The organism is Peribacillus sp. NPDC006672 (genome assembly GCF_050274955.1).
GTDB lineage: Bacteria > Bacillota > Bacilli > Bacillales > DSM-1321 > Peribacillus.
This window is the reverse complement of record NZ_JBNNOR010000008.1, coordinates 135,968-156,894: the sequence shown is the minus strand read 5'-3', so window position 1 is coordinate 156,894 and position 20,927 is coordinate 135,968. Positions and strand designations below refer to the sequence as shown.

At 41.3% G+C, this 20,927-nt stretch carries 17 protein-coding genes; all 17 read right to left on the bottom strand.

Features of this window, described 5'->3' with window-relative positions; genetic code table 11:
* Window positions 1-153: 153 nt before the first annotated feature.
* The gene (locus ACQKKK_RS14960) at window positions 154-423 is read right to left on the bottom strand and encodes a YlmC/YmxH family sporulation protein (protein ID WP_427616915.1); all 270 of its coding nucleotides are present in this window, start codon (window positions 421-423) and stop codon (window positions 154-156) included.
* A 164-nt stretch (window positions 424-587) separates the two neighbouring features.
* Window positions 588-1,814: a M16 family metallopeptidase gene (locus ACQKKK_RS14955; RefSeq protein WP_427616913.1), complete on the bottom strand. Its 1,227-nt coding sequence runs from the start codon at window positions 1,812-1,814 to the stop codon at window positions 588-590.
* Window positions 1,815-1,860: 46 nt separating this feature from the next.
* On the bottom strand, window positions 1,861-2,820 hold the full coding sequence (locus ACQKKK_RS14950; protein ID WP_427616911.1) for a polysaccharide deacetylase family protein: 960 nt from the start codon (window positions 2,818-2,820) through the stop codon (window positions 1,861-1,863).
* A 157-nt stretch (window positions 2,821-2,977) separates the two neighbouring features.
* Window positions 2,978-5,095, bottom strand: coding sequence for a polyribonucleotide nucleotidyltransferase (gene pnp / locus ACQKKK_RS14945; protein WP_061462449.1), 2,118 nt, complete (start codon window positions 5,093-5,095; stop codon window positions 2,978-2,980).
* A 319-nt stretch (window positions 5,096-5,414) separates the two neighbouring features.
* A complete protein-coding gene (rpsO, locus tag ACQKKK_RS14940) occupies window positions 5,415-5,684 on the bottom strand; it encodes a 30S ribosomal protein S15 (RefSeq protein ID WP_061462448.1) in 270 nt (89 codons plus the stop codon).
* A gap of 146 nt (window positions 5,685-5,830) precedes the next feature.
* Window positions 5,831-6,781 (bottom strand): bifunctional riboflavin kinase/FAD synthetase, encoded by a 951-nt coding sequence (gene ribF / locus ACQKKK_RS14935; RefSeq protein ID WP_427616909.1) that lies wholly within the window; start codon window positions 6,779-6,781, stop codon window positions 5,831-5,833.
* Window positions 6,782-6,814: 33 nt separating this feature from the next.
* Window positions 6,815-7,735 carry a tRNA pseudouridine(55) synthase TruB gene (truB, locus tag ACQKKK_RS14930; protein WP_427616908.1) on the bottom strand — a complete coding sequence of 307 codons (921 nt, stop codon included), beginning with the start codon at window positions 7,733-7,735 and terminating at the stop codon, window positions 6,815-6,817.
* 168 nt (window positions 7,736-7,903) lie between these two features.
* Window positions 7,904-8,272, bottom strand: a complete 369-nt coding sequence (gene rbfA / locus ACQKKK_RS14925; protein WP_427616906.1) for a 30S ribosome-binding factor RbfA — start codon at window positions 8,270-8,272, stop codon at window positions 7,904-7,906.
* A 17-nt stretch (window positions 8,273-8,289) separates the two neighbouring features.
* The gene (locus ACQKKK_RS14920) at window positions 8,290-8,571 is read right to left on the bottom strand and encodes a DUF503 domain-containing protein (protein ID WP_057913375.1); all 282 of its coding nucleotides are present in this window, start codon (window positions 8,569-8,571) and stop codon (window positions 8,290-8,292) included.
* The gene (infB, locus tag ACQKKK_RS14915) at window positions 8,568-10,724 is read right to left on the bottom strand and encodes a translation initiation factor IF-2 (RefSeq protein WP_427616904.1); all 2,157 of its coding nucleotides are present in this window, start codon (window positions 10,722-10,724) and stop codon (window positions 8,568-8,570) included. The genes ACQKKK_RS14920 and infB overlap by 4 nt, the downstream gene beginning before the upstream one ends.
* 19 nt (window positions 10,725-10,743) lie before the next feature.
* Complete coding sequence (locus ACQKKK_RS14910; protein ID WP_061144653.1) at window positions 10,744-11,049, bottom strand: YlxQ family RNA-binding protein; 306 nt, start codon at window positions 11,047-11,049, stop codon at window positions 10,744-10,746.
* Between the two features lie 4 nt (window positions 11,050-11,053).
* On the bottom strand, window positions 11,054-11,329 hold the full coding sequence (gene rnpM / locus ACQKKK_RS14905) for an RNase P modulator RnpM (RefSeq protein WP_061462443.1): 276 nt from the start codon (window positions 11,327-11,329) through the stop codon (window positions 11,054-11,056).
* 17 nt (window positions 11,330-11,346) lie between these two features.
* Window positions 11,347-12,477 (bottom strand): transcription termination factor NusA, encoded by a 1,131-nt coding sequence (gene nusA, locus ACQKKK_RS14900; protein ID WP_427616902.1) that lies wholly within the window; start codon window positions 12,475-12,477, stop codon window positions 11,347-11,349.
* Between the two features lie 43 nt (window positions 12,478-12,520).
* Complete coding sequence (gene rimP, locus ACQKKK_RS14895; RefSeq protein WP_061462441.1) at window positions 12,521-12,994, bottom strand: ribosome maturation factor RimP; 474 nt, start codon at window positions 12,992-12,994, stop codon at window positions 12,521-12,523.
* Between the two features lie 193 nt (window positions 12,995-13,187).
* Entirely contained in the window at window positions 13,188-17,510 is a 4,323-nt protein-coding gene (locus ACQKKK_RS14890; RefSeq protein ID WP_427616900.1) for a PolC-type DNA polymerase III, read from the bottom strand.
* 164 nt (window positions 17,511-17,674) lie between these two features.
* The gene (locus ACQKKK_RS14885) at window positions 17,675-19,375 is read right to left on the bottom strand and encodes a proline--tRNA ligase (RefSeq protein WP_427616898.1); all 1,701 of its coding nucleotides are present in this window, start codon (window positions 19,373-19,375) and stop codon (window positions 17,675-17,677) included.
* Between the two features lie 277 nt (window positions 19,376-19,652).
* Window positions 19,653-20,921 (bottom strand): RIP metalloprotease RseP, encoded by a 1,269-nt coding sequence (gene rseP / locus ACQKKK_RS14880; protein WP_427616896.1) that lies wholly within the window; start codon window positions 20,919-20,921, stop codon window positions 19,653-19,655.
* Window positions 20,922-20,927: the final 6 nt, after the last annotated feature.

Genomic DNA, 20,927 nt, shown 5'->3' with positions numbered 1-20,927 from the left:
CAATTCGGTTTTTGCTACATTCTCTAGTTACCCTGCCATCTTATGTTTTCACTTAAAAAACGGTGATAAGAAAAGAAAAAACGCCTTAGCCATTGCCAGCTGAGGCGTTTTAACTATATCCAGACATTCCAAGGAGAATGGTGTGTGAGGTCTTCACCCGTCCATTTGTTCTCCATCTTTAAGTGATAGTCCTTCCTGAAAATCAATGATGACCATATCCGTGCCTATTTTTTTTATATGTTCCCATCGCACTCTTATTTCACTGCCATTCCTTAAGAGGCCGAACCATTTGACAGAAGGGATGATCAACGTGGTAATTTGTCCAGTTTCATCTATTTCCAAATCCGTCTGACCAAGGATTCCCAATCTTTCCGCTCTATTCACATCGACTATTTCCTTACCGCTCAGTTCGCTCAGTCTCAATTATAGCTCCCCCTTTTTCACCTTCTATTCAATCTATATCCGAAAAAGGGAAACTTAGAAGCATTTATCCAAATATTGTCCATAACACCGGCCCTTCCATAAGCCTTATTATAAAAAAAGCCTGACCTCCCATTAATACAAGGAAGGTGCAGGCTTGTTCGTTTTTATTTGTCCCAGTTTTCCAGCGGGCTCACTAATGACAAGGAATGTTCCGTAAAGATCTGGTTTGCCAGTTCATTGACGGTATCCTCTGTCACCCCGTCAATTTTGATGATAATATCATCAAGGGAACGGTGCTCACCCAACATAAGTTCATTTTTTCCGTTTCGGCTCATCCGGCTATTCGTGCTTTCAAGGCTAAGCATCAAGCTTCCTTTAAGCTGTTCTTTACTATTTCGTAATTCCTTTTCCGTAATGCCATCCCTCTTTAATGTATCCAGTGTTTCCTGAATGGTTTCATACAGGCTGTCTAGTTGATTTGTTCCTGTCCCCCCATAGACTGTCACCAAACCGCTATCTTGATAGCTGGAATGATAGGAGTAAACGGAATAGGCAAGGCCGCGTTGTTCCCTGACGTCCTGGAATAGGCGGCTACTCATGCTTCCTCCAAGAATATTATTCAAGGTAATTAAGCTGTATGTTTTATCATTGCCGATTTCCAACCCTTTGTAACCAAGGCATAAGTGGGCTTGTTCCGTTTCTTTTTTACGGGTGATCCTATTTTCATGGAAGGAAGGTTTGATTAATTCAAGACGGTCTTCCCCACCTTGATACGACCCAAAGTAGCTTTCAACCTCTTGAATCATTTTTTCATCCACATTACCAGCAATGGAAACCACTACTTTATCAGGTGTATACATATCATGGACGTATTTTTTCAATGTATCACTATTGAATGTTTCAAGTGTATTTTCCGTCCCTAGTATAGGATAGCCAAGAGGATGATTTTCATATACCGCCTTGCTTAAGAGGTCATGTACAATGTCATCCGGTGTGTCTTCGTACATTTTGATTTCTTCGTAGACTACATTTTTTTCTTTTTTCAATTCTTCCCCATCAAATGTTGAATTGAAGAACATATCGGCAAGGATTTCAAGCGCATAGCTTGCATGGTTATCCATTACTTTAGCATAATAGCATGTATACTCTTTTGAAGTGAATGCATTTACCTGCCCGCCAATACTATCGAACGACTCGGCAATTTCACGCGCATTCCTCGTAGTTGTCCCTTTGAAGAACATATGCTCCAGGAAATGTGAAACCCCATTCAATTCAGGTGTTTCATTTCGTGAACCTGTTTTGATCCATACTCCAATTGCTGCTGAGCGTACTGTTGGAATATTTTCTAATACAATTCTAACTCCATTTTGACACGTGTATTTCTTAATCAACTAACATTCCTCCCAATCATTCTATGCTGCTATCGTAACCAAAACATTATGGATTCGATCGCTGTTCATCTACAGCTTCTGAAACGGTAACAACATCCAGGTCTTTCTTCTTTATTTCAATTATTAACGTTTCCAATGATTTTGCAGTAGATTCCGTCGGATGCATTAAAATAAATGCTCCTGGGTGTACCTTAGAAAGCACTCGTTGTTGAAGGATTTCAGGACTTGGCTTTTGCCAGTCGATCGTATCCACACTCCACATGACTGTTTCCATACCGAAAGAATCCGCGATTTTCACCGTTTCATCTCGGTAGCTGCCACTTGGTGGCGCGAACCATTTCATCTTCAGACCTGTCACCGCTTCAATGACTTCGTTCGTTTTTCGAATTTCCTCACGTGTAGCTTGTGCGGATATATTTTTCATATCGGGATGTGAATAAGAATGATTTCCTATTTCATGCCCGCCACTCTTAATCATCTTGGCCAAATCTGGATTTTTCTTGGTCCAATTACCTTCAAGGAAAAAAGTGGCCTTGACATTATTCTTTTTCAGTACAGCCAACATATCTTGTAAGTATTCATTCCCCCAGGCCACATTGATTAAAAATGAAACCACTGGCTTTTTGGGATGGGCCCGGTAAATCGGAGCCGGATCCAGATCCTCTAAGTGTATCTTTGCAGGGACCTGCTGAAATACCAGCTTATCCTTATCGAAGACACCCTCCTTCTTCATGGCTTTATACGAATCATCAATATTTACCTTAAGGCCATTATATGCAGGAACGGTTTTCCATACCGAATCTATTCGTGCATCCTCTGGTGCAATCTCATATTTTTTTGTTGATTCTTTTATTTGTAAAAGAAGTTCATCTTCTTGCTTCATTGAAGCAACTGAATGATCTGTTAATTGGGTCAAATAAATTTGTGTATATGGATTTTGCACTAATAACCATGATATACCTGCAATGGCACTTATCGCAACTATCTGCTTCCATTTATTATTCATTTTTTACGCCCCCTTCATACCAAAATGTATGAAGAAAACGGACAAGGTAGAACATGACATACTATTAATGCCATTTACGCTATGTATTATCCAATGCCTTTTTACAAAAAAAAGCATGCAGATTCACAAGGAATCGCATGCCGGAATTTCATTTCTATTACGATTGAGACGGGTTAGCTGCCTCTTTTTGCTCTTTCAAGACCGCTTTACGGGAAAGGTTTACCCTTCCTTGCTTATCAATCTCAGTAACTTTAACCAATAATTCATCGCCAAGTGAAACGACATCTTCCACTTTTCCGACTCTTTCTTCAGCCAGTTCGGAAATATGTACCAAACCGTCCTTACCATTGAAGATTTCAACAAAAGCACCGAACTTTTCAATACGTTTAACTTTACCTAAGTATAGTTCGCCCACTACGACTTCACGTACGATATCCTCAATGATTTTCTTCGCTTTTTGAATCATTGGTTCATCTGTAGAAGATATGAATACCGTTCCATCTTGTTCGATGTCGATTTTCACGCCAGTTTCTTCAATGATTTTATTGATATGTTTTCCGCTCGGTCCAATGACATCACGGATTTTATCCGGATTTATAGACATTGTAACGATTTTTGGAGCATATTTGGATAACTGCTCACGCGGTTGATTGATTGTTGACATCATTGACTCCAAAATATGCATCCGGCCGTGTTTGGCTTGAAGCAAAGCTTCTTCAAGGATTTCTCTTGAAAGACCCTCAATCTTAATGTCCATTTGTAGGGCAGTAACACCTTTTGAAGTACCTGCGACTTTAAAGTCCATATCTCCCAGATGATCTTCCATGCCTTGAATATCCGTTAAGATTGTATAGTGCTCACCAGTTTTGACAAGGCCCATTGCAATACCGGCAACTGGAGCTTTCAATGGAACACCAGCATCCATCATTGCCAATGTGCTTGCACAGATACTAGCTTGTGAAGTTGAACCGTTAGATTCAAGCACCTCTGAAACAAGTCTGATTGTATAAGGGAAGTCTTTATCGTTTGGAATGACAGGTTCCAATGCTCTTTCACCAAGTGCACCATGACCAATTTCACGGCGACCTGCTCCACGGATAGGACCAGTTTCACCAACACTGAAATGTGGGAAGTTATAGTGGTGCATGAAACGTTTGGACTCTTCGGTTCCAAGCCCATCCAGAATCTGCACATCACCAAGTGCACCTAAAGTACAGATGGATAGCGCTTGGGTTTGTCCGCGTGTGAACAATCCAGAACCATGTGTACGGGGCAGAATGGTAACTTCTGATGATAATGGTCTGATTTCGTCAGGATTACGGCCATCCGGACGCACTTTTTCTTCCGTAATTAAACGGCGTACTTCAGATTTGACCAATTTATTCAGGATTTCTTTGATTTGTTTTAATTTAGCTTCATCAGTTTCTTCTTCATAATGAGCCAATACACGATCTTTTACTTCTTTAATCGCGTCTTCACGAGCATGTTTTTCCTGAACTTGTACAGCTTTGTTCAAGTCGGCTTCACATAGGCCTTTAACTTCTGCTTCCAGTTCTGCATCCACCTGATATAAAGCGATCTGCATTTTTTCCTTGCCGATTTCAGCAACGATTTTCTCTTGGAATGCAATGATTTTCTTGATTTCATCATGTCCAAACATGATTGCTTCAAGCATGGTTTCCTCTGGTACTTCATTAGCTCCGGCTTCAACCATGTTGATAGCATCTTTAGTACCGGCAACCGTCAAATTGATGTCACTTTTTGCAAGTTGGTCAACAGTAGGATTAATCATGAATTCATTATTGATTCTTCCTACTACAACTCCAGCAATTGGTCCTTCGAATGGAATATCGGAAACTGAAAGTGCAAGGGATGATCCAAGCATCGCTGCCATTTCAGAAGAGCAATCTTGATCGACACTCATGACCATGCTGATGATCTGAACATCGTTCCTGAAACCATCAGCGAATAGCGGGCGGATTGGACGATCAATTAAACGGCTTGCAAGAATTGCCCTTTCACTTGGTCGGCCTTCACGTTTGATGAAGCCACCTGGAATTTTACCGACTGCATAAAGTCTTTCTTCGTAGTTGACTGTCAAAGGGAAGAAGTCGACATTTCTAGGCTCTTTCGAAGCTGTTGCTGTACTTAATACAGCAGTTTCTCCATAACGGACTAAAACTGCTCCGTTCGCTTGTTTGGCCAATTGCCCTATCTCTACCGTTACATTACGGCCGGCCCAGTCAAATGAATACGTATGTTTTTCCTGTCCCATTTATTAAACCCCTCTCTGAATCTTCACTTAAAGGCTTAGTTTATCTAAACCTGTATTGGATTAAATCATTATATGTGAAAGTAACTGAACTCGAGTTAAAACCAAACTATTCCTATTATGCACGAAAAAAACAAGCATTAACAGTAAAATGAATAAAAACTTCATTCATTTGATTATGTATATCCTGATCATTTATAAATGGAAAAGGACCCGGCTCCTGCCGAGTCCCAAGGACGAAGGCTCAGCCTTTAAGTAGAACACGTCCAAATCATTTGATTAACATCAAAAAAGCGGGAAATTTCCCGCCTTCCTGAAAAAATTATCTACGTAGACCTAATTTGTTAATTAGTGTACGGTAACGAGTAACGTCTGTGTTACGTAGGTAAGTTAAAAGATTACGACGTTTACCTACCATTTTAAGAAGACCGCGACGTGAATGGTGGTCCTTTTTATGTGTGCGTAAGTGACCGTTCAAGTTGTTGATTTCTTCTGTTAAAACTGCGATTTGAACTTCTGGAGACCCAGTGTCAGTATCGTGAGTTCTGAACTCAGCGATAAGTTCGTTTTTGCGTACTTGTGTAATTGCCATGTTATTATTCCTCCTAAAATTCTGTAAAATCACCTATTACCGAGCCAGCGTCGGAGTCTCGACTAGCCAAGCAATGGTTATTTTCATACATACAATAGAATACATGTTTTTCATTAAAATTGCAAGTCTTGTCTATTACTGCCCTTTTATGCTTTCAGTTTTGAAAAATAGGCTATTGCATTTTGCTTATCCGTTTCAATCTGAGCGACCAATGCTTCAAGTCCGGAAAATTTCTGCTCACTCCGAAGCCTTGTATGCCATTCAACCGAAACCTGGTCGCCATAAATATCTCCCGAGAACTCCAAGGCATGGACCTCTACAGTAGGGTATTTAGGCTTTTCTTCGTGGAACGTAGGTTTGTAACCGACATTGCAAACTCCGCAATACCATTTACCGCTTATTTTGATCCTGACGGCATATACGCCTGCAGCAGGGAAGATATAATCGTCGCTTACTTCAATATTAGCGGTGGGGAACCCCAACTTCCTGCCCCGTTTTTCACCGTGGATGACATGACCTTTCGTTAAATAGCGCCGGCCAGCCAAATGATAAAAGTCGGAAAAGTTGCCATTACCGAGAGTTTCCCTGATTCTCGTTGAACTAACCTTTTCATCTTCAAGTGTCTGTTTTTCAACGACAGTCTGCGAAAACCTTCCTTGGGCGTAAACAGGCAAATCTTCCATTGACCCTTGACCATAGCGGCCGTATGAATAATCAAAGCCTGCTACGACGTGACGGACATTCAGCCCGGCAATGTATTCGTCAACGAACTGTTCCGGCAGTACCGAAGCAAATTCCTTGCTGAAATGGACTATGAATAAATAATCTATCTCCATCGACTCTATGATATCCACCTTATCTTCAAGTGGAGTAATATAGCGGATATTTTCCGTTTTCCTCCCTAGTACTGCTGAAGGATGCGGGTCAAATGTCATGACTGCTGACTTAAGATTCATTTCATCGGCTTTTTGCTTGGCGGTTTGAATAACAATCTGATGTCCTTTATGTATACCATCAAAAAATCCAAGCGCCATTACAAGCTCAGGAAAATCATCCGATTTAAATTGATGAGGATGCTCTATTGCGATCACTTTCACCTTTCAATCTCCTCTTTCCGACGGTAAAACGGTCTATAATTCTTGTGCCAATACTTTTACAGGTTTAATTAACCCCACTTTTGTCGGATGTATTTGATAAATGGCAATCGCCTTACCGGATGGATCGACCATCACAAAAGGCTTACCTTTTTCAACAACGACATCCTCTGTTTGTTCCAATACCGCACCGTTAAGTACTTTCTTTGCTACTTTATCACTAATCTGAAATTTGGGCAAATGAAATAATCCCCGCTCCAAAGGCAAAAGAAAATCATCAGTTCGTTCGGTTTCCATGAATGCTTCCACCTCAGCAAATGTAAAACAGTCCTCTTGCTTAAAACCTGCTGATTCAATACGGGTTAAATCTGACATATGGGCAGGAAACCCTAATTCTTCACCCATCATGACTGCAAGTGTCCGAATATACGTACCTTTGCTGCACTTGACGCGAAAACGGAAAGAAATGGTTTCCCCTTTGAATTCAGAACGATCATCGAGAAGGGTGATTTCATAGATGGAGACCTCTCTTGTCGGCCTCTCCACTTCTACTCCTGCACGAGCATATTCATATAACTTCTTCCCGTTTACCTTAACAGCTGAAAACATTGGCGGAGTCTGTTCAATTTTCCCAGTCAATGATTCCAGCACCTCTAGAATCCGTTCACGCGGAATCACTTGTTCAATCTTTTTCTCTTCCACTTTTTCACCGCTTGCGTCTTCAGTTGTCGTTGAAAAACCAAGGGTCACTTCCCCTTCATACGCTTTGCCGGCTTCAGTCAAATATTCAGCGATTTTAGTTGCCCTGCCAATACAAATAGGCAAAACACCTGTTACATCAGGATCTAAAGTACCTGTATGTCCAACCTTTTTTGTCTTTAAAATCTTTCTTAATTTAAAAACACAATCATGGGATGTCAATCCCTTGGGTTTCCATAATGGAAGAATACCGTTCACGCTTTCACCTCATCATTTATAAAACACCATACGGCTATCATGAAGCAAAATGAATTTCAATTCCGAAAGGTGTTTTTTTGTTTTTTTTAATATTTCGTTTTCAAAAAAAAGAGACCGACTTCAAGAAGTGCAAAGCACTTTTTGAGTCGGCCTCCTTTTACTGCTTGCTTATTCTTCGTCTTTTTCAGCCGGTTTTTCCTCAGAATTGATTTGGGAAATCAACGACTCGATACGATTACCATAATCAACCGATTCATCAAATTCAAAAAACAGCTCAGGGGTTTTGCGCAGGCGGATTCTTTGCCCAATTTCTGAACGCATGAATCCTTTTGCCTTTGCTAGGCCTTGCAGAGTTTTCTCCCGTTGTTCCTGGTCACCCAAAACGGAAATATAAACTGTTGCCTGCTGTAAATCGCCTGTAACCTCGACATCCGTCACAGTTACAAATCCGATTCTTGGATCTTTAATTTTTCGGCCGATAATTTCACTCAGCTCTTTTTTCATTTGTTCGCCAACACGATTTGAACGAAGGCTCATAATATCACCTCGATAGCCTAAAGCCAGTCTATATCTGTTATTGTTCGCTCTAGTTCCGGAAAAGAATCTAGAAATTTAAGGGCATTTTGAAGTTCCCGCTCTGTAGCCTTCCTTGAGGATGTTACGGTTACGATAGTAATCTTTGTCCGCTGCCATAAATCCTGAAAATCGGTCTCGGCTACAGAAATATTGAACTTCTGTTTAAGCCGTGTCATGACACGCTGAAGCACGGCCCGTTTTTCTTTCAAAGAATGGGTGTCATGGATGATGCATTCACATTGGACAGAGCCAACGATCATTTACGTTCGATCTCTTCCATTACATACGCTTCGATTACATCGCCTTCTTTAAGGTCGTTGTAATTTTTAATGGTAATACCGCACTCATAGTTCGTTGCCACTTCTTTTACATCATCTTTAAAACGTTTCAATGCATCAATTTCACCTTCGTAAATGACGACACCTTCACGAATTAAGCGAATACCGCTATCACGTGTAATTTTTCCTTCTGTGACATATGAACCGGCAATCGTACCTACTTTAGATACTTTGAAAGTAGTACGAACTTCAGCCTGACCGATAATTTTTTCTTCGAATTCTGGGTCAAGCATCCCTTTCATAGCCGACTCGATCTCTTCGATCGCTTTATAGATGATGCGGTGAAGGCGGACATCAACATTTTCTGATTCAGCTGCACGCTTTGCATTCACGTCAGGACGGACGTTAAATCCGATGACGATTGCATTGGAAGCTGTAGCAAGGATGATGTCAGACTCTGTAATTGCACCGACGCCAGTGTGAATGATTTTCACTTTAGCGCCTTCCACTTCTATTTTATTCAGGGAAGCGGCTACTGCTTCCGCAGAACCTTGAACATCCGCTTTTAGAATGATGTTCAATTCTTTAATTTCCCCTTCTTTCATTTGCTCGAACAATGTATCAAGCGTTACACGGGATTTTTCATTACGTTGTGAAGCAAGTTGTCTCTGCGCACGCACTTCCCCAACTTGACGGGCCGTTTTCTCATCTTCAAAGACGATGAAACGATCACCGGCCTGTGGCACTTCGTTCAATCCAGTGATTTCAACCGGTGTTGAAGGACCTGCATCCTTAACACGGCGTCCAAGATCGTTAAGCATAGCACGAACACGGCCGAATGTATTACCGATAACAATCGGATCTCCGACTTTTAACGTACCGTTTTGAACAAGCAAAGTAGCAACCGATCCGCGACCTTTATCCAAACGCGCTTCGATAACCGTTCCGTTTGCTTTCCGGCTTGGATTTGCTTTATATTCTTCTACTTCACTAACTAGGAGAATCATTTCCAACAAGCTGTCGATTCCTTCACCTTTTTTAGCTGAAATAGGTACGAAAATTGTATCCCCGCCCCATGCTTCAGAAACTAAACCGTGCTCTGTCAATTCTTGCATAACACGGTCTGGATTAGCGGCTTCTTTATCCATTTTATTAACAGCGACGATAATTGGAACTTCTGCTGCTTTAGCATGGTTAATCGCTTCAACAGTTTGAGGCATAACACCATCATCTGCTGCTACGACTAGGATTGTAATATCTGTAACCTGAGCTCCACGAGCACGCATTGTTGTAAACGCAGCATGGCCTGGTGTATCAAGGAATGTAATTTTTTTGTCGTTAACTTTAACTTGATAAGCACCGATATGCTGAGTGATTCCGCCTGCTTCGCCTTCTGTTACTTTCGTATGACGAATAGAATCAAGCAATGTCGTTTTACCATGGTCAACGTGTCCCATGATTGTTACAACAGCCGGACGTTCGATCAAATCTTCAGAAGCATCTTCAGTGACTAGTGACTCAAGGTCGGTCAAGTCAACACGAATCTCTTCTTCGGCGGCTACACCGTATTCTGCACAAATCAATTCAATTGCATCTTTATCCAAAGTTTGGTTGATTGTAGCCATAACACCAAGCATAAAGAGCTTTTTAATGATTTCAGAAGGTTCACGGTGAAGTTTCTTACCAAGTTCCATAACGGTCAAAGACTCATAAAACGTAATTTTCTCTGGAAGTTCTCTTTCCTTACGCTTTGTAACGGGAGCCTGTGGGGCTTGTTGTCTTTGTTTATTATTTTTATTCTTATTATTGCGACCCCTGTTAAACTGCCCTGTTGGTTTTTTCGTACCTACAGGTTTAACTGGTGGTTTCTTCTTCAGCTTTTCTTTATTAACTGTGCTCTTTTCATCCGCTTCAGCTTCGTACTTCGCAACCGTAGCGTTAGCCTTTGGTTCAGCAGCTTGGCTTTTATCTTCGTTTTTAGGTTTAATTGAATCGTTTAATTTATTTACAGTTGAATCGTCTAATGCTGTCATATGGTTTGTTACCTCTATATTCATTTCTTTAAGTTTATTTATTACATCCTTGCTTGAAACGTTCTTTTGTTTTGCATATTCATATACACGCAATTTTGTCATACGTTCACCCCCGTAAAATTTAATCGAGCAGCGTTCGGAGTTTTTGTGCAAAACCTTCATCCAGAACTGCGACGGCAACTCTAGCATCCTTACCTATCGCATGGCCGAGCATAGACCTGCTTTCGACTCTTTTTAAAGGAACCTGATAAAATGCGCACTTATCAGATATTTTTTTTTCAGTGTTTTTTGAAGCGTCCGCGGATAAAATAACAACTTTGGCATTACCGCTTCTAATCTCTTTAACCACTAATTCTTCACCCGAAATTAGCTTGCGTGCTCGATTGGCCAAACCTAATAGAGACATCCATTGTTGTTGTTGGGTCATGGTGTTAGTTTTTCTCCTTATTCACTAATTCAAGCAATTGTTCATAAAGGGAAGAATCGATTTGGGTACTAAGGTGATTAGCCAGCACGTTTTTCTTTTTGGCCAGCTCGATAACATCCCGATCAAGAGTCAAATAAGCTCCCCTTCCCGATTTCTTTCCGGTCGGATCAAGGCTGACTTCCCCTTCTTTAGATCGAACGATGCGAATGAGTTCTTTCTTCGGCTTCATTTCACCTGTAGCCACACATTTACGCATCGGGATTTTTTTTCGGCTATTCATCTTTTTTCACCTCTGAATTACTCGTTATCCTCTTCGAATTCTGTTTCCTCTTCATTAACATAACTATCTCTGCTCAAAAGGAATTCCTGTTCTTCCACTGGATAAATACCAGCTTCGCGGGCTTCCGTTTCACTCTTGATATCAATTTTCCAGCCTGTAAGTTTGGCAGCTAAACGGGCATTTTGTCCGCGCTTACCAATTGCCAGGGAAAGTTGATAATCCGGAACAATCACAGTCGTCGCCTTTTCCTCTTCTTTTACGATAACTTCAAGTACTTTTGAAGGGCTTAAAGCATTCGCAACGAAAATGACCGGATTCTCCGACCATTTAACGATATCGATTTTTTCACCTTTCAACTCATTGACGATGGCCTGAACACGTTGTCCTTTTTGGCCTACACATGAACCAACAGGATCGACTTCCTCGTTATCTGAGTGCACGGAGATTTTTGAACGGTCGCCTGCTTCGCGGGCAACTGACTTAATTTCCACTGTTCCATCAAAAATTTCAGGCACTTCGATTTCGAATAAACGTTTTAAAAGGCCAGGATGTGAACGGGATACAAAAATTTGCGGGCCCTTAGAAGTTTTTTCAACTTTAGTGATGAAAACTTTAATGCGATCATGAGGTTTATACTGTTCATTCGGCATTTGCTCATTCACCGGGAGCAAAGCTTCGATTTTACCTAGACTCACATAGATGAATCGTGAATCTTGGCGTTGAACGATCCCAGTCATGATATCCTCTTCCCGATCAATGAATTCGGCATAAATGATGCCTCGTTCTGCTTCACGCACTCTTTGAGTAACGACTTGTTTTGCTGTTTGTGCAGCAATACGGCCGAAATCCTTTGGTGTTACTTCCATTTCGACAATATCCTCTAACTGATAGTTGGGATCAATTGCTCTTGCTTCTTCAACAGAAATTTCCAGACGTGAATCGAATACTTCGTCAACAACGTCTTTTCTGGCAAATACACGCATAGTTCCTTTACCAAGGTTCAAGTCGATACGTACATTTTGCGCTTGGTTAAAGTTACGGCGATATGCCGATATAAGGGCAGCTTCAATCGCGTCGATCAAAACTTCCCTGGAAATTCCTTTTTCGTTTTCTAAAATATAGAGAGCATCCAATAACTCATTGCCCATGGTGATCCCCCTTACGGATATTTAAATTAATGATTTGCTTGACTTAAGAGAAGGTAATCGCCAATCTTGCTTTGGCCACCTTTTCGAATGGTATGACGATGGTTTTCTTTCTTGTCTTGATTCTGACTTCGAGTGTCACTTCTTTACCATCGAAACTGGTTAAGATTCCTTCGAATTCTTTTTCATCTAAAATGGGCTCGTATGTTTTTATGTAAACATTTTTACCGATAGCTTTAAGGAAATCCTTCTCTTTTTTCAGAGGTCTTTCAGCTCCGGGAGATGAAACTTCGAGAAAATAATTTTGTGGAATCGGATCAACCTCATCAAGCTTTTCACTGAGTTTTTCACTCACATTTCCGCAATCTTCAATATCTACGCCTGTTTCTTTATCAATGTACACTCGAAGGAACCAGCTTTTACCTTCCTTCACATACTCCACTTCGACTAATTCAAGCTGCAATTCTTCAAGAATTGGTAATGCAAATTCCTCTACAACTTCCGTTACCTTTTTACTCATTTGTTTCCTCCATACGTGCGTTGTATGCGCTTGGTTTCGGATTCAAAATTAAATGGTCAATACAACACGAAAGAGTGGGTTTCCCCACTCTTTTCATTGGTTCCTCTTAGTATTTCCAATAAAAATATACCATAATCAAGATATTTATGCAAATATCATGTCTGTTTCTTCCTTTTTGACAACAGTTTCCTCTTTAAAATAATGATAACTGATTTTGTTCAGGCAATGACTCTAGACAGCCTTGTTTATCAAGGTATTCAAGTATGGTCTTCGAAACCTTCCCCCGCTGTTGTAGGTCTTCTTTCGAGAGGAATTCACCATTCTTGCGTGCGTTGACGATATTGATGGCTGCATTCGTTCCAAGACCAGGTATTGAATTGAAAGGCGGTATCAAAGTATTTCCTTCAATTAAGAATTGATCAGCACTGGATTTGTACAAATCCACTTTAGCGAATGCATATCCTCGTTCACACATTTCCAAAGCTAGTTCAAGAACCGTTAAGGTATTCTTTTCCTTTGTGGATGCATCCAATCCCTTTACAGTAATTTCTTCCATTTTTGTTTTTATTGCTTGCGGCCCCCGTGTCATGGCATCGATTTCAAAATCATCGGCACGGACTGTGAAATAGGCTGCATAATACAATAAAGGCAGATGCACTTTAAAATAGGCTATCCGGACAGCCATTAAGACGTAAGCTGCAGCATGGGCTTTCGGGAACATGTATTTAATCTTCTTACATGAATCGATATACCATTCCGGCACCTCATTTTTCCTCATTTCCTCTTCAAATTCCTCCGAGAGCCCTTTCCCTTTACGTACAGATTCCATAATTTTGAACGCCAGGGAAGGGTCGAGTCCTTGATAAATCAGATAAACCATAATATCATCACGACAGCCTATAACCTCACTTAGTGTGCATATCCGGTTGTGGATCAGTTCCTGTGCATTGCTCAGCCACACATCCGTACCATGAGAAAGCCCTGAGATCTGAACAAGCTCGGAAAATGTCGTAGGTTTCGTATCTTCAAGCATCTGCCGGACGAAACGCGTTCCAAATTCGGGAATGCCGAGTGTACCCGTTTTACACATGATCTGTTCTTCTGTAACTCCTAAAGATTCGGTACTGCTGAATATTTTCATTACTTCAGGATCATCTGTGGGAACGGTCTTTGGATCGATGCCGCTTAAATCCTGAAGCATCCGGATTACAGTCGGATCATCATGTCCAAGTATATCTAGTTTCAAAATATTATCGTGAATGGAATGGAAATCAAAGTGAGTTGTTTTCCATTCGGAATTCCTGTCATCCGCGGGGAATTGAATAGGTGTGAAATCATAAATATCCATATAATCAGGAACAACGATGATTCCGCCTGGATGCTGTCCTGTCGTCCGTTTCACCCCAGTACAACCGGCAACGAGTCGATCAGTCTCAGCTCCGCGCATATGGATATTATTATCAGCGGAATACCCTTTTACATATCCATACGCCGTTTTTTCAGCGACAGTACCAATAGTTCCCGCACGATATACATATTCTTCACCGAATAAAACTTTAGTGTAGTTATGGGCCTTCGGCTGATATTCACCAGAGAAGTTCAAATCGATATCGGGAACCTTATCCCCTTTAAATCCAAGGAAGGTTTCAAACGGGATATCATGCCCGTCTTTTGTATAAGCAATGCCACATTCGGGACAGTCCTTATCTGGGAGGTCAAACCCCGAACCTACAGAACCGTCATTGAAGAATTCGGATTTCTTGCACTCTGGACATACATAATGTGGCGGAAGCGGATTTACCTCCGTAATTTCAGTCATCGTGGCAACGAAAGATGATCCAACCGATCCCCTTGAGCCAACGAGATAACCATCATTCAATGATTTTTTTACTAGTTTATGAGAAATTAAATAAATAACGGCAAAACCGTGGCCAATGATACTTTTCAATTCTTTCTCAAGACGGGCTTCCACGATTTCCGGCAGGTTCTCTCCATAGATCTTCCTTGCCATGCCATAACTCATCTCACGCATCTCTTCTTCGGCACCTTCAATTTTAGGTGTATAAAGCTCATCCTTGATTGGCTTGATTTCTTCAATCATATCAGCGATTTTATTGGTGTTAGTTACCACGACCTCTTTGGCTTTCTCTGAACCAAGGAAAGAAAATTCCCGTAGCATTTCATCAGTTGTCCGAAAATGTACGTCAGGCAGCTTATGACGATTCAGCGGGTTTGCTCCACCTTGTGAATTTACAAGGATTTTCCGGTAAATTTTATCATTCGGATCCAAATAATGCACATTTCCCGTGGCTACGACTGGCTTATCCAATTTTTCACCGAGCTTGACGATATTGGAGATGATCGTTTCTAACGATTTATCATCCCGGACATATTCAAGCTCAATCAAATGCTGATATACTTCCTTCGGATGAATTTCAAGATAATCGTAGAATTCTGCGATATCGACGACTTCCTCAAACCCCTTCTGCATCATCCCTTCAAAAACTTCCCCTTTATCGCATCCCGATCCGACCAAAATTCCTTCACGATACTTTTTAAGTTGTGAACGCGGTATCCGGGGCACACGATAAAAATAATCGATGTGTGATATTGAAATTAATTTGAAAAGGTTTTTTAAGCCTGCCTGTGTTTGCGCAATCAACGTACAATGGGATGGCCGGGAACGCTGATAAGCATTTCCTTTACCCATATTGTCATTAAGCTGATCATGATGGGTAATCTCTTTTTCCATTGCATCCTTCAGCATCTTCAGCATAAGGTAACCTGTAGCTTCGGCATCATAAATGGCCCTATGATGCTGGGTCAAATCAATATCGAACTTTTTACATAATGTATTTAACCGGTGGTTTTTAAACTCCGGATATAAGAAACGGCCAAGTTCCAATGTATCAAGAACAGGATTGGAAGCTTTAGGATATCCCATGTTTTTATAACCTATATTCAAAAAGCCCATATCGAAGGCTGCGTTGTGGGCAACTAGGATCGCATCGCCTGCCCAGTTCTTGAACTTTTCTAGTACTTCCGAGACTTCTGGAGCATTTTCCACGAGATCATCAGTGATTCCAGTCAAGTCTATCGTCGTATTGGATAATGGGTGATGCGGATTCGCAAATGACTCGAATCTATCAATGATGTCCCCATCACGAATTTTCACTGCAGCAAACTCAATGATCGTATCATAAACGGCTGACAGGCCAGTCGTCTCTACGTCAAACACAACGTAGGTGGCATCTGCCAAAGCAATATGCGCCTCATTATAAACAATGGGCACCCCATCATTCACAAGGTTCACTTCGACGCCATAAAGGATTTTGATACCATTCTTTTTCCCGGCACTATAAGCTTCAGGGAATGATTGTGCACCTGCATGATCCGTAATGGCAACAGCCTTATGCCCCCACTTGGCAGCCTGGGCAACAAGTGCAGAAGTAGGTGTCACTGCATCCATCTGGCTCATTGGGGTATGCATATGCAGTTCTACACGCTTTTCACCTTCAGGTGCCTTATCCTGCCGTCCTTGTTTAGAAATTTCATTTATATCATTTGCGATCATTACCAAGTCACGTACGAATGTATCATTTTGGATACTGCCTTGGGCACGTACCCACATCCCTTTTTTCACTCGGGCAAGTATGGCAGCATCCTCTTTATCACGCGAAAACATTTTGACTAATATTGAACTTGTATAATCCGTGACTTTAAATGTCAAGAGGCTCCGTCCGCTGCGTAACTCACGGACTTCTGCATCAAACACGAAGCCTTCGATAGCAATCCTGCGTTCTTCATCGATAATCTGTTCGATTCTGCGGAAATCCGCATCTTCTTTAATCGTATAGCCAATTTTAACCGGTCCTTCGTAGACGCCTTCGTCGCCGCCTTTTTCCGATTCTTTTTTCTGCATTTCCACTAGGGCAGCAAGTCCCTTTTCCGCGTCTTCCTTTTGTTTCTCTTCTAAAAACTTCTGGTAATCAGGATTCGAAACCGTTTCCTTCACTTCCGCTTCCAGAGTCAACGGGGGGAAACCGAATGTTTGGTAGATATTCGAAATGATGCCGGAGTACTTACGTTTTAATTGGCCAGCCTCCGTATCATTTCGGGCGCTTACGATAAGTTTATATCCATTCACTGCGGGCTCTTGTTCATTCAGAAGTGACAACAGGGCTGGAGACATGCCTTCAAGCTCGCCAATGCAATTTTTCCAATACTCTTTTACCAATTGTTCCGTCACTTGCGGATTGGCCACATTTAAGTTGAATGTTACCTTCGCAATATGGGAAAACGTACTTGCTAAATGAGTAGCAAGTCTTGTATGAACACTGCAAGGAATTAATGCAGGTATATTAAAGGCAAAATGCCATTTTTTGGACTCCCTCTCAATTGAGAGTTTATCAATTTCGGCACCTATGAAATAATTCACAAAGGCATCCTCAGTCAAGTCCATTTGCTGGAGCAAGAGTTGAAATCTCTCTCTACCGCTATTTGGATTTTGATCCATTTCCTCTCTCCCCTATCTACTATCTCTAAGATTTTATTCATTAACATTTTCACTATGATACCAGAGGCTATTATAACATATCACGAGTGTTTCACTAGTATCTAAATCCATGAAAAAGAAAGGCATCATCCAATTGAATGATGCCTAATTCCCCTATTTTGAAATTACCCAAGTATTTCTTGAAGTTTTTGAGTCAGTTCAGCTCTTTCCATTTCAAGAACCTCACCCGTTTTACGGATTTTGACTTCGACAATTCCATCGGATGCCTTTTTACCGACCGTCACCCTGACAGGAAGACCGATCAGATCAGAGTCGGCAAATTTTACGCCAGCACGTTCTTGACGATCATCCATAAGAACATCCATGCCTTGTGCCTTTAGATCATTATACAAATCTTCTGCCAGGGCAGCCTGGGCCTCATCCTTCATATTGATTGGAATCAAATGGACTTGGTATGGTGCTAAATTCGCTGGCCAGACCAATCCTTTTTCATCGTTGAATTGTTCAGCCACAGCTGCAAGTGTACGTGAAACACCAATTCCATAACAGCCCATGATCATAGGCTGAGACCGTCCATTCTCATCTAGGAATGTCGCATTCATAGCTTCGGAATATTTTGTTCCCAGTTTGAATACGTGGCCTACCTCAATCCCTTTGGCAAATTTAATTTTTCCGTTTCCGTCCGGTGATGGGTCACCCTCTTGAATGAAACGAAGATCTATATAATTGTCCACGTTAAAATCACGAGCGGGATTTACGTTTATATAATGATGGTCTTCTTCATTTGCACCACAGATTCCATTAACCATTGCTTCTACGGCTACATCGGCAATCACTTCCACTTCAGAAGTGACATTGATTGGTCCAAGGGATCCAATTGCACATCCTAAGACTTCTTTCGTCTCATTTGGATCGACCAATTCAACGATTGAAGCGTTATAGAAATTCTTCAGCTTTATATCATTGACTTCATGATCCCCTCGTACCAATACAAGCACATACTTTTCATCCACTTTAAACAATAGTGATTTGATCAGTTTCTCTGCATCTGTATTTAAGAATGAAGCCACTTCTTCAATCGATTTTTGACCAGGTGTATGAATTTTTTCAAGTGCAATTTGTTCTTCGGAGCTTTTTTCATATTTTACACTCACCGGTGCCATTTCAATATTCGCTGCATATTCGGAAGTATCAGAATAGGCGATGGTATCTTCCCCTATTTCGGATAGGACCATGAATTCGTGTGTATCCTTTCCGCCCATAGCCCCAGAATCGGCAATGACGGCACGGAAGTCCAACCCACAACGGCTAAAAATATTTGAATATGCCGCATATAAATTTTTATAAACAGCATCCAGGCTTTCTTGATTGGCATGGAAAGAATAGGCGTCCTTCATGATGAACTCACGACCACGCAACAATCCGAAACGCGGTCTTTTTTCATCACGGAATTTGGTTTGGATTTGGTAAACCGTTAAAGGAAGACGCTTGTAAGATTTCACCTCATCACGAACTAAGCTGGTTATCACTTCTTCATGTGTGGCACCTAGCGCAAATTCACGGTTATTGCGGTCCTTAAGGCGCATCAACTCTGGCCCATAGGTATACCAGCGTCCAGATTCCTGCCAGAATTCAGCTTGTTGTAAAGCAGGCATCAATAGTTCTACTGCACCAGCATTCTCCAACTCTTCACGAACAATCGCTTCAACCTTCTGAAGCACCTTTTTTCCTAGCGGCATAAAACTGTAAACCCCGCTGGAGTTTTGTCTCATAAATCCTGCACGTAATAGAAGCTGATGACTTTTAATTTCAGCATCTGCAGGCACTTCTCTCAATGTAGGGATTAACGTCATACTTTGTTTCATATCTGCACCTCTTCAATATTTCCTTTAAATTAAACTGCGGCTGCGGTAAAATTCATACCGCAGCATGAATACGGTCATATCATACAAAAAAGTCTTTCTGGTTTATTCAGAAAAGCTAATTTAATATACTCATTCTCGATTATACTTACGATTTCCCTAGAAAACAAACTATTTCCCTAAAACGGTTAAAAAACTAGGAAATGACTATTCCTTCTTGGAGATAAGAAACAGCCAACAGAAAAATCTGCTGGCCTGTTTTACCTTATCCAAACATGTCTTATAAGAAGAACCGCTGAATGTCATTCCATGTAACGACTATCATCAATAACATCAGCAAAGCAAAGCCGATGAAGTGAACCATTCCTTCTTTTTGGCGATCAATCGGTTTCCCTCTTAAGAATTCGACAACAAAGAATAACAGTCTTCCTCCATCCAATGCCGGTAGCGGTAGCAGGTTCATAATTCCCAGGTTAATGCTGAGCAGCCCTGCCCATTTCATTAACGTGAATAAACCTTGTTTCGCTACTTCTTCAGTTGATTTATATATTCCTACAGGACCGGATAGGCTGTCAATCGTAAAACCACCCGTTACGAGGTCACCAAGGATGACGAAAATTTGTTTTGTCCAAAAATATGTTTCCGTAAAACCGTATTGTATAGCTTTAATCGGTGCTTTTTCAACTGGAGGATAAACTCCGATAATCCCGATTTTCTTACCTTCCCTCTCCACTTCTTGTGGAACAACCGGCACTTCTAACGTTTTCCCGTCCCTGTCTACGACAAACTCGATCTCTTGCCCAGGGTTCTTTTGAATGCTTTCCTGAACATCTTCCCAAGATGAGACTTCCGCCCCTTCTATGGATTGAATGACATCCCCAGATTTTAACCCGGCATTAACAGCCGAACCATCTGCAGTCAACTCACCAAGTTTCGCTTCATTCACCACGACCCCTTGAAACAGGCCGATCAGCACAAAAATGACAAAAGCCAAAACAAAGTTCATTGCTGGTCCAGCTACAATCGTAAGGAAGCGATGCCCAAGCGACTTTGAAGCAAATTGCCTGTCATATGGAGCAATCTGGTTCTCCACACCATTTTCAACGATTACCGCTTCTTTATGAATGGTAAACGTTTTTAGAGTATCTTCCTCACCCTCTTCATAGCCAGTAAGGATAAGTTTATGATCAAGGTCAATCACTTCAACTTCCACAAGACGAATATCAGGATATTTATCTTTATTGTTCAAAATGATTTTTGTAACATTCTCTTCATTATCAAACATTAATCCTACTCGATAGCCTGGCTTCAATTCTATATTTTCTGCATCTTCACCAGCCATACGCACATACCCGCCCAGCGGAAGCAAGCGAATGGTATAAACGGTTTCCTTCTTTTTATATGTGAATACTTTTGGGCCGAAACCGATTGCGAACTCACGGCATAAAATTCCGGCACGCTTTGCAAACACTAAGTGTCCAAGCTCATGGAAAAATACAAGAGCGCCAAAAATGATGATGAACGCTATAATCGTTTCTAAAGTCTGCATGTTCCG